16 protein-coding genes are annotated in these 15,056 nt (G+C 61.5%); 7 read left to right on the forward strand and 9 right to left on the reverse strand.

What is annotated here, in order from left to right:
* Nucleotides 1-3: 3 nt before the first annotated feature.
* The gene (locus ACYVHK_RS20535) at nt 4-615 is read left to right on the forward strand and encodes a chalcone isomerase family protein (protein WP_460535991.1); all 612 of its coding nucleotides are present in this window, start codon (nt 4-6) and stop codon (nt 613-615) included.
* A gap of 303 nt (nt 616-918) precedes the next feature.
* On the opposite strand, the gene ACYVHK_RS20540 is transcribed toward ACYVHK_RS20535, so the two are convergent.
* Nucleotides 919-2,187: a mechanosensitive ion channel family protein gene (locus tag ACYVHK_RS20540; RefSeq protein WP_460535994.1), complete on the reverse strand. Its 1,269-nt coding sequence runs from the start codon at nt 2,185-2,187 to the stop codon at nt 919-921.
* Nucleotides 2,188-2,262: 75 nt separating this feature from the next.
* On the opposite strand from ACYVHK_RS20540, the gene pcaC reads away from it, so the two are divergent.
* The 4 genes from pcaC (at nt 2,263) to ACYVHK_RS20560 (ending at nt 5,620) form a co-directional block, all read left to right on the forward strand.
* Nucleotides 2,263-2,640 carry a 4-carboxymuconolactone decarboxylase gene (gene pcaC, locus ACYVHK_RS20545; RefSeq protein WP_460535996.1) on the forward strand — a complete coding sequence of 126 codons (378 nt, stop codon included), beginning with the start codon at nt 2,263-2,265 and terminating at the stop codon, nt 2,638-2,640.
* The gene (locus tag ACYVHK_RS20550; protein ID WP_460535998.1) at nt 2,633-3,214 is read left to right on the forward strand and encodes an adenylate/guanylate cyclase domain-containing protein; all 582 of its coding nucleotides are present in this window, start codon (nt 2,633-2,635) and stop codon (nt 3,212-3,214) included. Before pcaC ends, ACYVHK_RS20550 begins: the two co-directional genes overlap by 8 nt.
* A gap of 121 nt (nt 3,215-3,335) precedes the next feature.
* A complete protein-coding gene (locus tag ACYVHK_RS20555; RefSeq protein ID WP_460536000.1) occupies nt 3,336-4,634 on the forward strand; it encodes an HD-GYP domain-containing protein in 1,299 nt (432 codons plus the stop codon).
* An 80-nt stretch (nt 4,635-4,714) separates the two neighbouring features.
* Nucleotides 4,715-5,620 (forward strand): DMT family transporter, encoded by a 906-nt coding sequence (locus ACYVHK_RS20560; RefSeq protein WP_460536002.1) that lies wholly within the window; start codon nt 4,715-4,717, stop codon nt 5,618-5,620.
* A 17-nt stretch (nt 5,621-5,637) separates the two neighbouring features.
* Here the strand turns inward: ACYVHK_RS20560 and ACYVHK_RS20565 are convergent, their stop codons facing one another.
* The gene (locus ACYVHK_RS20565) at nt 5,638-6,105 is read right to left on the reverse strand and encodes a Dps family protein (RefSeq protein WP_460536004.1); all 468 of its coding nucleotides are present in this window, start codon (nt 6,103-6,105) and stop codon (nt 5,638-5,640) included.
* Nucleotides 6,106-6,549: 444 nt separating this feature from the next.
* Between ACYVHK_RS20565 and ACYVHK_RS20570 the strand changes: the two genes are divergently transcribed.
* A complete protein-coding gene (locus ACYVHK_RS20570; RefSeq protein ID WP_460536006.1) occupies nt 6,550-7,395 on the forward strand; it encodes a tryptophan 2,3-dioxygenase in 846 nt (281 codons plus the stop codon).
* Nucleotides 7,396-7,409: 14 nt separating this feature from the next.
* Here ACYVHK_RS20570 and ACYVHK_RS20575 read toward each other — a convergent pair whose 3' ends face one another.
* The 3 genes from ACYVHK_RS20575 to ACYVHK_RS20585 are packed head-to-tail and all read right to left on the reverse strand — an operon-like array spanning nt 7,410 to nt 9,101.
* Entirely contained in the window at nt 7,410-7,805 is a 396-nt protein-coding gene (locus tag ACYVHK_RS20575; RefSeq protein ID WP_460536008.1) for a group II truncated hemoglobin, read from the reverse strand.
* 19 nt (nt 7,806-7,824) lie between these two features.
* On the reverse strand, nt 7,825-8,163 hold the full coding sequence (locus tag ACYVHK_RS20580; RefSeq protein ID WP_460536010.1) for a YkgJ family cysteine cluster protein: 339 nt from the start codon (nt 8,161-8,163) through the stop codon (nt 7,825-7,827).
* Between the two features lie 8 nt (nt 8,164-8,171).
* On the reverse strand, nt 8,172-9,101 hold the full coding sequence (locus ACYVHK_RS20585; RefSeq protein ID WP_460536012.1) for a tRNA dihydrouridine synthase: 930 nt from the start codon (nt 9,099-9,101) through the stop codon (nt 8,172-8,174).
* 211 nt (nt 9,102-9,312) lie between these two features.
* Here ACYVHK_RS20585 and ACYVHK_RS20590 point away from each other — a divergent pair, with 211 nt between their 5' ends.
* On the forward strand, nt 9,313-10,941 hold the full coding sequence (locus ACYVHK_RS20590) for a methyl-accepting chemotaxis protein (protein WP_460536014.1): 1,629 nt from the start codon (nt 9,313-9,315) through the stop codon (nt 10,939-10,941).
* Here the strand turns inward: ACYVHK_RS20590 and ACYVHK_RS20595 are convergent.
* From ACYVHK_RS20595 to ACYVHK_RS20610, 4 genes are all read right to left on the reverse strand, one after another.
* Complete coding sequence (locus tag ACYVHK_RS20595) at nt 10,894-11,550, reverse strand: GNAT family N-acetyltransferase (protein WP_460536016.1); 657 nt, start codon at nt 11,548-11,550, stop codon at nt 10,894-10,896. The genes ACYVHK_RS20590 and ACYVHK_RS20595 overlap by 48 nt on opposite strands.
* 11 nt (nt 11,551-11,561) lie before the next feature.
* Nucleotides 11,562-12,095 (reverse strand): peptide-methionine (S)-S-oxide reductase, encoded by a 534-nt coding sequence (gene msrA, locus ACYVHK_RS20600; protein WP_460536018.1) that lies wholly within the window; start codon nt 12,093-12,095, stop codon nt 11,562-11,564.
* Between the two features lie 71 nt (nt 12,096-12,166).
* Complete coding sequence (locus tag ACYVHK_RS20605) at nt 12,167-13,486, reverse strand: TldD/PmbA family protein (RefSeq protein WP_460536020.1); 1,320 nt, start codon at nt 13,484-13,486, stop codon at nt 12,167-12,169.
* On the reverse strand, nt 13,486-14,946 hold the full coding sequence (locus ACYVHK_RS20610) for a TldD/PmbA family protein (RefSeq protein WP_460536022.1): 1,461 nt from the start codon (nt 14,944-14,946) through the stop codon (nt 13,486-13,488). Before ACYVHK_RS20610 ends, ACYVHK_RS20605 begins: the two co-directional genes overlap by 1 nt.
* Nucleotides 14,947-15,056 lie beyond the last annotated feature (110 nt).

Here is a 15,056-nt window from a genome sequence, read left to right on the forward strand (position 1 = left end):
CGTATGATCCAAGTCTCTTTGGTGGCATTGCTTGCATTGGTCACCATGGTCTCGGCACAGGCCGCAGTTGAAATCGATGGTACCAGCTTCGAGGAAACCATCACCCTGGAAGGTACCAAGCTGCAGCTCAATGGTGTGGGCTGGCGCAAGCGCGGCTACAACAAGGTCGACACCACGGGTATCTATCTGGTGCAAAAGGCCAGCACGCTTGAGGATGTCGAGAAGCTGGCCGGCCCCAAGCGGATCCAGTTGATCATGCTGCAGGATATTTCCGGTGCGACCGCATCGCGCTATTTCCTGTCGGACTTCGAAGTCGCTGCCAGTCGGGACGAGTTCAACCAGCTGATCACCGAGACCTTCCAGATGGGCGCCATCTACAACTCCTTGCGGAAGCTGCAAAAGGGCGATGTCGTGACCATAGACATCATCCCGGGCAAGGGATTGGCTGCATCGATCAATGGCACGCCGCTACTGGTGCCTGAGACCAAGGCGCGTTATATCAACAGCGAATTGATGGGGCGTATTTTCCTACGCATGTATATCGGTGCCCGTACTTCTGCCGAGCTACGGCAAAACCTGCTTGGTACCTCCAGGAGTATGCGTGAGGGAAAATAAGCGCTGCCCTGCATGAGGAAGTTGATTCCTTGTGCAATGCTGACAAAAGTAAAAAGCCGACCTCGTGGTCGGCTTTTTACTTTCAGGGTTACCGTATTGTGTTTTCGTATTGCAATGTCAATTGCAGGACTTTCCTGGTATTCAATCTTGAGCGCGTCAGGATAAAAACCAAAGCAATATTGAGGCGCGATTATGGGTCGATATTGGTAGGGCACTGCAAATATGCACCCTGCGGGGCCTCGGACTTTATTCCCCTATTCCCTGTCGCTATCTGCCTTATGGCCTGCGCCTCCTCATCGGTGGTCAATCCTTTCGGGAGCCCTCTGCCGGCGCTGCATACCATTGTTCCGGCGGCGTGATCACGGTGGTCCTTGCACGATCGAAGTAATGCGGCGACATGATCTGTACACCATGGCGGTTGAAGCTGTCCTGCACGCTGCCATTGAGTGCAGAGAGCACGAAGGGCAGGCGCTCTGGCTGGTTGGTGTAGGCGTTCAATTCGTAACGGATGTAGAAATCCTGCAACTCGGTCTGCAATACAAAGGGCACGGGTGTTGTCATGACTTCCGGAGTATTGGCGGCGGCCTCCAGCAGAAGGGCGTGCACCTGTCGCCAGGGTGTGTCATAGCCGACCGTGATGGCCGTTGTCACCAGCGCACCGCGAGCAGCACCGCTGGAGGACAGATTGGTTACTGCACCTTGCAGGACCACCGAGTTGGGAATGGTGATTTCCTGATTGCGGATGGTATGCAGCTTGGTGACCAGCAGCGAATGGCTGGTGACTACGCCTTGCACGTCACCAATGCGCACCAGGTCTCCCGTCCGATAGGCCCGCATATAGGTCAGAATCACGCCGGCCACGATATTCGATACGGCGCCGGTCGAGCCGAGCGAGAACAGGACACCGATAAACAGCGTGACGCCCTTGAACGCGTCCGAGCTGGAGCCGGGTATATAGGGATAGGCGACCATCAGCGCAAAGATGATCAGCAGGAAGCTCACGATCTTTTGCGTCGGACCCGCCCAGTCCGGATAGAAGCCCTCTACCCGCAGGCTGCCGCGCCCGATCTCCCGGAACAGATAGCGCAGGACGCGCAGCAGGTAGCGGGTGACCAGGATGACCACGAGCAGGAACAGCAGCTTGGGCAGTTGTTCCAGCATGGCCAGCATGCCGTCCTGCAGCGGATCCAGCATCCAGCCGGCAAGACGATCGGCCAGTGGGCGGGTGCTGGGGAAGTAGCTCAATATCCGTTCCAGCGCGACATAGAACACGAGCAGGAACAGCAGCACACGGCCCAACTTGAGCAGGCCGCTTTCCAACCGCAGCAAGGGCATGGCGCGTACGACGCGATGCGTCTTGCGTTCCAGCGCCTGAGCGGTACGGCGGCTGGCACGCACGATCAGTGCGTGCAGCTTGCGATACAGCTTGTTGAGCAGCGCGGTCGCGGTGATGGCGACGATGAGGGTCAGCGCGGTATAGAGCAGGCTGTACCACAGTTGATCGTCTGGCATGTCGGCGGCAAGCGCGGTTTGGGTGATGGCGGCGAGCAGGGGATAAGCGAGTTTGCGCATGAACGATGAAATAGGTGGCGCTGCGGCTATGATGGGAAACCTTTGCATATTAGCGCCAAACAGGAATTGACCAAGATGAGCGAACAATTTGAACGCGGTCTGAAAGTACGCCGTGAAGTGATGGGTGATGCCTTTGTCGACAAGGCATTTGCCGATGCCGATGATTTCACCCGGCCCTTGCAGGAGTTCGTCACCGAGCATGCCTGGGGAACGGTCTGGAACCGGGAAGGGCTGGATCGCAAGACCCGCAGCTTCATTACCCTGGCGATGCTCGCAGCCCTGGGACGAACCCAGGAGCTGAAGGGCCATGTCCGTGGTGCGTTGAACAACGGCGCAACCGTCGATGAAATACGCGAGGTGCTGATGCATTCGGCCATCTACGCCGGTGTACCACTCTGCATTGATGCGGTACGGGCCGCGCGTGAGGTGATCGCCGAGGTTGGTCGTGACTGAGGCGGAAGCGCTCAACGTTTTGCTGGCGGACAGACAGGAACCCGGCGCCGACAAGGTAGCAATCGAAACTGAGATATTCCAGCGCTTCGGGCGGACGCGGGCGGTCATGTTTACCGATCTGGTCGGCTTCTCCCGGCAGGTCGAAGCCTTTGGGATTGTCCACTTCCTGCAACTGATCGTGGAGGCGGAGAACCTGTTCCTGCCTCTGATCGCCCGGCATCAGGGGTATTGCCTCAAGCGTGAAGGAGACTCCTTGCTGGCCGTATTCGAGCAGGCTGGCGATGCGCTGGCTGCAGCAAGGGCGATGGTGGCTGCGACCGAGCAGGTCAATGTCGGTCGCGCAGCAGAAACCCGGATCGAGGTATGTATCGGGCTGGGCTATGGCCAGGTGCTGCTGATTGACGACAAGGAGGTGTGGGGGGCCGAGGTCAATGCCGCTTCCAAGCTGGGGGAAGAGCGCGCAGGGGGTGGCGAGATATTGCTGACCGAGCCGTTCCGCCAGGCTGTTCCGGCAGTGGATTGCCAGCACCATGGTCTGCTGTTTGGTCACCGCAAGGTCTACCGGGCGGGCTAGGTCCTTGCCCATGATTCTTGTTCGCCTTGCGCCGACTGTTGGGCAATGGGCTATGGTGGCATAGGACGAGGAATTGCTTTACCCATCAATGGCCATCGCAGTACAACAATGAGCCGGAGCCGTGCCTGACCTGCTGCTGGAGAATCCCAACCCACACCTGCTTGACCGTGTCCTGTCGCTTGCCGACAGCAAGGAGGTGGTGGCTGCCGAGGATATCTACACCGACAAGGGCGTCAAATTGCTGGCCCGCGGTAGCCAGCTTGACCGCAGCATGCAGGAGCGGCTGCTGGTGCATAAGCTCAAGCGGCCCTTGCTGCAGAGCCTGAGTGTGGCGGAAGGTGTTACGGTCGAGGCGCTGGTGTTGCTGGCCGGTGTGATGCTGGAAGAGCAGTCCATGCTGGCGCCCCTGTGCGAGCAGGATGCGCAGGTGCGCCTGGCGAAGCGCCTTGCCGCCGTGCCGCTGGATCGTGTCTCCTTGCTGCTGCTGACGCTATCCCACCATACCGAAGGTGCCGCCATGCGGCACTCCCTGCTGGTGACGCTGATCGCGCTGGGGCTAGGGCGCAGCATGAAGCTGCCGGTCGATATCATGGGCAGCCTTGTCACGGCGGCGCTGCTCCATGATGTTGGCGAGCTCTATATCGATCCGGCGGTGCTGGAGGGCAGCCACAAGGTGACGCCGGACGAGTGGCGCAGCGTGGCGGTCCATCCGGTGGTGGGCCATCGGCTGCTGCGGGAGACGACGGGGCTTGGTGAAACGGCCGCCCGTATTGTGCTGGAGCACCATGAACGGATTGATGGCAGCGGCTATCCGCGCGGTCTGAGTGGCGCGGTCATCAGCCCTGCGGGGCAGGTACTTGCCGCTGCCGAGATGGTGGTAGGCCTGTTGGGCAAGACTGCCGATTCCTCGATCCGTCTGGATCTGGCGCTCAAGGTTGTTTCTTCTGGGCACTCGCCTCCCATCATGCTGCACCTGAGGGACTGCTTGCTGCCAAACTCGGCCATGGCAGGCTTGCCGCTGTACAGCAATGCTGGCGTGCTCAATGAGCTGAACCAGCTGATACAGACCTTGGCCGTCACCCACGGTGCCTTGGAACGTGCCAAGGCGGATGCCGGTAGTGTGCGGGCGCAGGCGCTGATCGTCGATGCCGAGGGCCGTTATGGGGTAGTCCGGCAGGCGTTCCTGCGGACAGGCCTGGGGAGCATACCGGCTGCCGAGATATCGGCGATGCTGGCCGATACCCCCGCCGCCGAGCTGGCCGAAGCCATGGGGATTGTTGCCGAACTCAATTGGCGCTTGCGCGAGCTGTCCCGCTTCGTCGCCTTGCGCATCGGCATGGTGCCGGCGGACGAGCGCGGTGGCCTGGAGGCTTTGCTGGTGGCGTTGGCTGATCCCTTGAAGCAGGCTTTGCCCGCTTGAGCGCAAGAAGCGGATGGATGCCAGCTCCCGCCCGGTTTAGTCTGTAGGCCAGAATCGATCATTCACCGCCAAGGCCAAGCATGCGATCAAAAGACTTTCTGGAGCTGGTAGTACTGGCTGCCCTATGGGGCGCCTCGTTCCTGTTCATGCGCGTTGCCGCACCCGCCTTCGGGCCGGTCGCGCTGATCTTTGTCCGGGTGCTGCTTGCAACGGCCTGCCTGCTGCCAGTGCTGCTGTGGCGTGCAGAAGGCCGTGCCATGCTGGCGAACTGGCTGCCGCTGACCGTGGTGGGGCTGTTGAACTCGGCGTTGCCTTTCTGCCTGTTCGCCTGGGCCTCGCTCTCACTCTCCGCCGGGTTCACTGCAGTATTGAACGCGACGACGCCATTGTGGGGCGCGGTGGTTGCCTACGTCTGGCTGAAGACATCTCTGGCACGCAGTCGTGTTGTCGGGCTGGTGATCGGTTTTCTCGGGGTGCTGGTGCTGGTCTCGGACAAGATCAGCTTCAAGCCGGGTGGCGATGGCCTGGCGGTATTGGCGGCGTTGATCGCGCCGCTGTCGTACGGTATTGCAGCCAACTACACCAAGCAGAAGCTGGCGGGGGTCTCACCCTTGCTGGTGGCGACGGGTAGCCAGCTCGCTGCCAGCCTGTTGCTGCTGCCATTGGCTATCCTGCTCTGGCCGGCTGGGCCGGTGCCGGCGACGGCCTGGGGGGCGAGCGTTGCACTGGCGGTCGCGTGTACCGCCGTGGCCTATTTCATGTATTTCCGGCTCATTGCCCATGTCGGGCCCAGCAAGGCGATCACGGTGACCTTTTTGATCCCGCTGTTCGCCATCATCTGGGGCTGGCTGTTCCTCGATGAAATGCTGACCCGCTCCATGATGCTGGGTGGCAGCATCATCCTGCTCGGTACCGCGTTGGCTGTCGGTTTGTGGCAACCGCGCTGGCTGCAGGGGCCGCAACTGGACCCCGCAACCAAGACATAGTGGGGCGCGGTTCCGGCTTACTCCAGCATGGCGCGCAACATCCAGGCTGTCTTTTCATGCAGTTGCAGGCGCTGGGTCAACAAGTCGGCGCTGGCTTCGTCGTTGACTTCGTCGACCGCCTGGAACAGACCGCGGGCGGTACGTACGACCGTCTCCTGACCCTTGAGCAGGATGGCGATCATGTCGCGGGCAGGCGGGACTCCCTCTACTTCCTCTATCGAGGTCAGCTTGGCAAAGGCGCCATAGGTACCCGGTGCCGGGAAGCCCAGCGCACGTATGCGTTCTGCGATCAGGTCCACGGCGAGCGCGAGCTCGGTGTACTGCGTCTCGAACATGAGGTGCAGGCTGTTGAACATCGGGCCGCTGACGTTCCAGTGGAAATAGTGGGTTTGCAGGTAAAGCGTATAGGTATCGGCCAGCAAGCGGCTCAGGCCTTCTGCGATCGATTTGCGTTGTGCTTCCGGTATGCCGAGATGGAGTTCCATGGTGTGTTCCTTCCCTCAGGTTAAGTACTGGAAACCGATCTCCGGTTTGCTGTCGCACCGGGGATCGATGGTTCTTGCCAGGTCGGGCAGCCGCACTAACTGCCTGGTAACGGGGGGGCGTGCCCAAGGCGAAACGGGACAACGCTGGCGGGCATCCTGCATTGCGCCCCTGAGATTGGCAGCCAGGCGGTTGGTTTGTTCCGCAGCAATCGAGCCGGGTCTACCCCAACACCGGTGTTGCCACTGGGGACTATTGCAGGTTCAGCATAGTCCGGCTTTGCCCTGACGCGGCCTATCGACTGGTCTTAGTATTGCAACTGGCTATTAATTGGTGAAATTGAATTATTGAAATCAATCAATAGCGCGGACCTATGCCGCGCTGCGCCTTGAGTCCGCGCCGCGCTACGCGCATCATCGCGGCCTTGCTTCGTAAGGATGTTGTCCATGCAACCCAATCAGCGTGATCTTGAAGCCGGCATACAGACCGATTTCACCGACCGGCTCAGCTATGGGGGCTATCTCCGGCTGGACCAGCTGCTGGCCGCCCAGCAGCCACTTTCCAATCCGCCGCAGCATGATGAAATGTTGTTCATCGTGCAGCATCAGGTGTCCGAGCTTTGGCTCAAGCAATTGATCCATGAACTGCGTGCGGCGATCATGCATGTGCGGCACGACGAGCTTGAGGCCTGCTTCAAGATCCTGGCGCGGGCCAAGCTGATCCAGCAGCAGTTGTTCAATATGTGGGCGGTACTGGAGACGATGACGCCATCGGAGTACGCCGAATTCCGGCCGGTACTGGGGCAATCGTCGGGGTTCCAGTCGCACCAGTACCGTACGCTGGAATTCCTGCTGGGGAACAAGCACGCGGGGCAGGCGGAGGTCTTCAAGTATGACCCGGCGCTCTATGCCCAGATCCAGCAGGACCTCAATGCACCCAGCTTGTGGGACGAGTTCCTACGCCACCTTGCACGGCGTGGCTTTGCGATTCCGGCGGACCGGCTGGAGCGGGATTTCAGCCAGCCCTATGTGGCGAGTGACGCCGTGGTGGATGCCCTGAAGTTGATCTACCAGTCACCCCGCGTGCATTGGGATGCGTATGAGATGGCGGAAAAGCTGGTCGATGTGGAAGAAGCATTCCAGCTTTGGCGATTCCGGCACATGAAGACGGTGGAACGCATCATCGGCTTCAAGCAGGGCACGGGCGGCTCCAGCGGGGTTGCCTTCCTCAAGCGTGCGCTGGAGCTGACTTTCTTCCCGGAGCTGATACAGGTGCGCTCGGTCCTGGCTTGATCCTGGCCAGGGCGTCAGCCTGCGTTGCGCATGAAGTCTGCCGTCTTCATGAAAGCCTGCTCCAGGTGCGCTTTCAGCGGGTCGTCGCCCGGCATTTGTTCGTCCATCGCCTTGTACATGCAGTACAGCCATTCATCACGCATGCGTTCGTCGATGCGGAAGGGCAGGTGGCGGGCGCGCAGCATGGGGTGGCCGTACTTTTCCACATAGAGTGCGGGCCCACCCATCCAGCCTGTCAGGAACAAGCGCAGTTTTTCCCGGGACGAGGTCAGGTCGGCCGAGTGGACGCCGCGCACACCGGCGGCGACAGGGTCGGTATCCATGATGTCGTAGAAGCGTTGTACCAGGCGGGCGACACCGGCTTCTCCGCCGATCAGTTCAAAAGGGGTGGCTTCCAGTAGTTGGCTCATGGGGCGTGCTCGTTGAAGTTCAATCTTGGGTAGCCAGGGCGGGCAGGCCGTGGCGGGCGCGGGCCCGGTTGCAGGCCGACGGGAAAATACCGTGCTCGGCCAGGGGCGCGAATTCCCGGCACGGGCCGGGACGTTCGCCATAGATGCCGCAGCGTACCGCCTGGCCGATCTGGCCGACCAGGGCGATGCAGCGGGGTTTGAGGTAATCGGTACCCCGCAAGCGGCACAGCTTGTCGTTTTCGTAGTCGACCAGGCTGCTGGGGACCCGGCCGGCTTCTTCGTCCAGTTCGCTACGGTCAAAGCTGACCCGGAAGGCGGCGCAGCAGGCACCGCAGCTCAGGCAGGGGTTATCGCTCATGCTGGGTATCAGGCGGGCAGGGCGCCAAGTTGTTGCTGGGTACGGATTTCCCGGAACAGGGCGGTGGCCTCGGGGTAGCTGCGGCGCAAATAGCCCAGCCATTGCTTGAGTCGGCCCGGGGCATAGGTCGGGGCGCCAGTGCCGATCAGGTTGTTATGGAAGCGCCGGACGATGCCCAGCAGCTCGGGCCATTCCACTGTATCGGGCGCTTCACCGGCCAGGGCGGCGCGTATCTGCCGGGCCAGGTCAGGCCGGGCGATCAGGCCGCGGCCGAGCATCACGTCGTCGCAGTTCGACTCGCTGCGGCAGCGGAAATAGTCTTCCACCGTCCAGATTTCACCATTGGCAACGACGGGTGCCTTTACCACTTCCTTGATCCGGGCAATCCAGTGCCAGTGCGCCGGCGGTTTGTAGCCATCGAGCTTGGTGCGGGCGTGTACGACCAGTTCGGCACTGCCGGCTTCATCCATCGCACGGGCGCAATCGAGTGCCAGCGCGGTGTCCTCATAGCCCAGGCGCATTTTGGTGGTGACCGGAATATGAGCGGGTACTGCTCGCCGCACTTCGCTGACGATGGCATGTAGCAGTTCGGGTTCCTGCAGCAGTACCGCACCTCCCCGGTGGCGGTTGACGGTCTTGGCTGGGCAGCCAAAGTTCAGGTCGATGCCGGGCGCGCCGAGTTCTGCGGCGCGGGCGGCGTTATCGGCCAGGCAGGCAGGATCGGAGCCCAGCAGTTGCAGCTTGAGCAGTACGCCGGCAGGCGTGCGCCAGCCGTTGGCGTATTCGGGCGCTACCCGCTTGAAGTACCGCGGGGGCAGCAGCGTGCTGGTTACGCGTACGAATTCGGTCACGCACCAGTCCACGCCGCCGATCTCGGTCAGTGCGGTCCGTAGCGGGGCGTCGACCAGGCCCTCCATGGGTGCCAGAGCAATTCGCAAGATGTAGTCCAAGCCTTTGAAAAGGCGCGGATTTTACCAAAATCCTGACCTTCGTGCCGAATATCAAACCGGACCGCAAATTGCCGGCTTCTTGCATATGCTACAAAAAGGCCTCACCGCGAGGTGAGGCCCTGGCACAACCGTACCGCCCAGGCCCGGGATGAGATAACGGATCGCCAGCTAACCAGGGCTAATAAGCGGAGAAGTGGCCATGAATAACCTGAGTTTTGCCGTGCGCATCGGCGCGGGATTTGCATTGCTATTGGTACTCATGCTGGCGGTGGCGTTGACCGGCTCATGGGGTGTCGAAAGTCAGTACACGCGGGTGAAGTCCCTGGTTGAGGGAGATCTCGCCTTGAATACGGCCGCGGGAGATACCCGTTATCACATGGGCAATCTGCGCCGATTTGAAAAGGACAGCTTCATCAATATCGGCAGCCCGGAGAAAGTGAAGGAATATCGTGGCAAATGGGGAGAGTCCTTGACCAAGGCGCAAGACAGCTTGCAACGGGCCGAAGGTCTGGCGGGCGAAGAGGACAAGCAGCGCATTATTCAGCTGCGTGGCCAAATGAAGCAATATGCCGAGGGCTTTGGCAAAGTAGCCGACCAGCTAGGCCAAGGGTTGACCAGTACGGCGGATGCCAACAAGGCCATGGGGGATTACAAGGCCTATGTGCATGGCATGGAAGAGTCGCTCAATAGCTTGCTTAAAAGCACCAACGACAAGGCCGAGCACGTAGCGTCCGAACTGGCGGCGGCGAAGGCCAATACCGAGCGGGCGCTGTGGCTGCAGGCAGGGCTCGCTATCCTGCTGGGTATTGGTGTGGCCGCCGCAGTGGCGCAGTCCATACGAAGGCCTCTAAATGCTGCTGAAAGTGCGGCCCAGCGGATATCTGCGGGTAACGATCTGACGGTTACGATGCCCAGCAACGGTGACAATGAAATAGGTCGCACGGTCGGTGCCTTCTGCCGGGTGCTGGATGGGTTACGCAGCCTGGTGATCGATACGCGCGGCGGTGCCCGGCAGGTGGCGGAATCTGCCAGCGAGATGGGCACAATCTCGGAACAGGTTGCCAGTGCCTCCTCTACCCAGGCTCAGGCGTCAGCTGCCGTTGCGGCGGCAATCGAACAATTGACGACGAGTATTGCCGTCGTTGCGGACAATGCCGAGTCGGTGCGTAACGCCGCCAATGCCGCCGTGGGGCAGGCCGACGATGGCGAACGTCTGGCCGACCGCACTGCGGGCGAGATTGCCCATATTGCGGATGCCTTGGCGTCAGCGTCGCAAGCGATTGCGGCGCTGAATGCCCGTTCTGATGAAATTGGCGGCATCGTACGGGTGATCAAGGAAATCGCTGATCAGACCAATCTGCTGGCACTCAACGCCGCAATCGAAGCTGCGCGTGCGGGAGAGCAAGGCCGGGGTTTTGCGGTGGTGGCAGACGAGGTACGCAAGCTCGCTGAGCGCACGGCCAATGCCACGGCCGATATCTCGGGCAAGATTGAAACCGTGCAGCAGGATACAGTCAGTGCCGGTAGCCGCATGGAGGAGGCGAGTAGCCGTATCCAGTCCGGCGTCTCCCATGCGAGGGAGCTGGCTGCCGCAATGGAATCGATCCGGGCCAGCTCCACGACCACCTTGCATACTTTGACCGATATTGCCCAGGCAGTGCGGGAGCAGCGCGGCGCTGCAACCCAGATCGCCCAGAATGTTGAGCAAATCGCGCAAATGAGCGAGGAGAACCATGCTTCGGTGTCGTCTGCCAATTTGCTGGCCAAACGGCTAGGCGATCTATCTCGGGGCCTGAATGCCCAAATCGGACGGTTTGTTGTGGACTGAGCCTGATTCTTGGAGGTATTTACCCAGCCAGACACAGCCTGGTTGGGTAAACAGGGTGCCAAAGCCCTGGCGCGTGTACCAGGCCAACGCACGCGCGTTGCGTGGGTCGACACCTAGGTGTACGGCCGGGACCTCGGCCGTCTTCAGGTCGTCGAGCAGGGCCTGCATCAGCCGGCTACCCAGCCCCAGGCCTTGTGCCCGGTCCAGCAGATCAATATGCAGATGCGCTGGCCAGTCCGCCAGTTGCGGATCAAGCGCAAACGGCGTCTGGAGTCGGTCGATCAGCCACTGGTCGGCGGGGATGCGGGCGGTGATATATTGCTGCCGCAGCAGCGGCAGCCATGCTGTTTCCATGCGGTCGTAGAAGTGTCGGGAATCGGCCACGGCGAGGGCATAGCCGCAGACGCCTTGTGCGTCCTCGACCACCCAGGCGAATTCCGGGGCTAATGCCAGATAGGGGCCGGCGTAGATATGGCCGTACAGTTCGCCCTGGCGGCCCGGCAACGAGGCATCCTTGCCGGCGTCGCCGGTGGCGAGGCAGATGGCATACAGCGCCGCCCGGTCCTCCGGGCGGGCGCGGCGCAGCGCGATTGCAGCGTGGCTCGACATCCCCTGCGGGCTTACTTCAACTTGGCCGAGAATTTGTCTATTGCCTTGCGGACCTTGGGTGCAACCACGGCCATGCAATAGGGCTGATAAGGGTTGGCGTCGAAATAGCCCTGGTGATAGCCCTCGGCCGGCCAGAAGGTCACGGCCGGCACGACTTCCGTCACGATGGGTTTATCGAATGCATGTTCGGCAGCCAGTGCGGCGATCGTCTCGCGGGCGGTCCTTTCCTGTGCGGCATCATGAAAGAAGATCGCAGAACGGTACTGGGTACCGACGTCGTTACCTTGCCGGTTGAGCGTGGTCGGGTCATGGATCACGAAAAAGACCTCCAGCAGATCGGCATAGCTGATGATGGCGGGGTCATAGTGGACCTGCACCACTTCGGCGTGGCCGGTGTCACCGCCACATACCTGTTTGTAGCTTGGGTCCTGCAAGTGGCCGCCCATATAGCCGGATACGACCTTCTCAATGCCTCGCAGGCGGAGAAAGACGCCATCGAGACACCAAAAGCAACCGCCAGCCAGCGTGGCAATTTCATGCGCCATGATTCACTCCTTGTCGGGATGATATGCCTTGGTCGACCAGGGCACAGAGGGCTTACATCGGGGCGTGGTGGTCAAAGCACAAGGTTGAGTTCCCGCAGCAGGGCGCCGGGCAGCAACTGGCTGGCGGTGGAGCGGGCGCCATAGCTACCAGGGTCGGCCATCAGTTCCCGTTCCACGGTCAGCGCTTCCAGCTGGCTGCCGAGCATGCGATAGAGGCTGTCATCAAAGCGCATGACATTCAGCGGTGCGACGATCTCGCCATTCTCCACCCAGAAGCAGGCAAAGCGGGTCATGCCGGTAATCCGGGCTGCTGCGCGATCGGAGTAGTTCAGATACCAGAGGTTGGAGACGTAGAGGCCGGTCCCGAGGGCAGCGAGCACGTCCCGCGTTGGCAAGCTGCCCGCTGTCATGGCCAGTGCATCGCAACCTTCCTGGCTGCGAGCACCGTTGCCGGCGATGCCGTATTCCTTGGCCGTGCGTGGGCTGATCATGCTGCCGGCGTAACGGCCGGTGTCGATCAAGGGTATGTGCGCCGGCTTGATGAAGCCTTGCGCCTGGAATGCGGGTGCAAGGCCGTGGGCCGTGTCTTCCCCCAGTGTCAGCAAGGGGGAGAGCTGCTGCTCGCCGGCGGAGAGTTTCAGCAAGGCGCTGCGCTTGGCCCGGTGCTGCTTCTCGGAAAAACTGTCCCAGTTGAGCAGGGACACGATCTCGGCCAGCGCCGAGGGTGTGAGGTAGGCGCGATAGGTGCCGGGTGGCAAGGATTTGGCCGGTATGCTCAACAGCGCGAGTTCGGTACGGGCGGCGGTCAGGGCTTCCCGAAGTTGTGAGGCGGACCAGGTAGTCCCCGCCGAGCCACGTTTGACGGCCTTGTCGCCCTGGGCGTATAGGCTCCAGTCAAAGTTCCAGCTATTGGCTTCCTGCCAGTTGAACTGGCCAGCGCTGTTGGCAAAACCGTAGCAGAGGGAGCCTGCGGCAAGTATGCCGACCAGATCGCTGCCATCGGCTGCCGCAACGATATCGGCAACCATGCTCGCAGTGGGTGGGAGCGGGGTGGTGTCGATCCGTTCGCTGCTTTGCAACTCGGTGTTGAGCAGCAGATAGGGGTCTTCGGCCACGTCGGGCAGGAGTTGGCGTAAGGCCTCAACGGCGTGATCGAGCAGGGCCAGATCGTCGTCGCCACCGGTCAGCGAGAGATTCTGGCTGACGTGCCGAGCCCCTTGCAGCAGGGTCAGGTCCAGATAGGCCTGCTGGACGGCGCCGGCCTGGCGGACCTGGCCGTGGTTGAAGCGAACGAAGTCACTGTTTTCGCCGGAGAGCCATAGGGTGAAGGACTCATGGGCGTGCAGCCGCTCACGCAGGTGCGCTGCCAGCCTGGAAAAATGCGCCCGCATCAGGCTTCTCCTCCAAAAACGTCGACGTCGGCGAAGACGCAAGCCGGCGAGGCGTGACCGACCCGGACCGCCTGGTTGGGTTCGCCCTTGCCGCAGTTCGGTGTGCCCATCACGTCGATGGTGCTGGCATCCCCCACGGCCTTGAGGGAGCGCCAGAACGTGGCCGAGATGCCACGGTAGCCTGGATTCTTCACGACACCCTTGAGCTCACCATTCTCGATCAGCCGGCCAAACTCGCAGCCGAACTGGAATTTGTTGCGTGAGTCGTCAATTGACCAGCTGACATTGGTGTCCATCAGTACGCCGTGCTCGATACCGGCGACCAGTTCCTTGAGTGTCTTGTCGCCCGGTTCAATGTTCAGATTGGCCATCCGGTCTATGGGGGGCCTGTTCCAGGCGCAGGCCCGGCTATTGGCAACACCGCCCAGGGCATAGCCATTGGCGGCGGCGCGAGCTTGCGATATCTCGCCACCGAGCGGTTTTTGCAGCAGGCCATGCTCGATCAGCAGGACCTTGCGTGCGACGGCGCCGTCGTCGTCCCAGCCGTAGCTGGCGTATTCGTTGGCGATGCTTGGGTCGTAGCTGACATTGAGGAGTTCGGACCCGTATTGGTAGTTGCCGAACATGTCGAGCGTCACGAAGCTGGTGCCCGCATAGTTGCGCTCATCGCCCAGGATGCGGTCCAGCTCCAGCGGGTGGCCAATGCTCTCGTGGATTTGTAGCATCATCTGCTCCGGCATCAGCAGCAGATCCATGCGGCCGGTGGGGCAGTTGGGGGCGGCCAGGAGTTGCAGTGCTTCTTCCGCAACCCGGCGTCCCGCGCCGATCAGGCCGGTTTCGGACAGGATCTCCATGCCGCCCTGTCGGCAGATGCCGCCGTACTGGCCGCCCAGGCTACGGGTCTGTGTATCGCCGTTGGCATAGGCGGTGACCGACAGGCCGGGGACCAGCATCTGATGGGCTTGCTCCACACTGCCGCCGCCCAGGGTGATATAGCGCTGTCGTACCGACAGTCGTGACAGCTCGGCCGACCAGTCGACAATACGGGCGTCATCCGCCTTGGCGGCGGCCGATTCATCCAGCAACAGGTCCAGCAGCGCCTTGCGCTGCCAATCCAGCGGTCGTTCGAGCCCACTTCCCCGGTACTGTCCGCTGGGTTCCGGTAGCTGAAGCTGCCGATAGTCAAAAACGGCGTGCGCGCGGCTTGCCTCTGCCCAGGCCTTGGCTTTCTCGAGGGCGGTGGCGAGGCCTTGGGTAGAGCAGTCGGCCGTGGCGGCATAACCATAGCCACCCTGGTGGACCACGGTGATCATGGCGCCTCTATCCTGGCGGCGGCGTACTGGTTCTGCCGTGCCTTGCCGGACGGCCAGGGTCTCGGCGTCTTCCTCGACATAGCGCAAGGCGCAGAAATCGACGCGCGGCTGCAGGGCGCGAAAGCGTTGTTCTATGGTGTCAAACATGGGCTATTCCAACTGATCCGGCTAATCCAGCATGGTGGCGGGCGCCTGCAGGGTTATGGCAGGTGCCTGATCCGACCATCATACCGACGGGTATGTCAGGCTGCCATTGC

The organism is Chitinimonas naiadis, assembly GCF_054780835.1.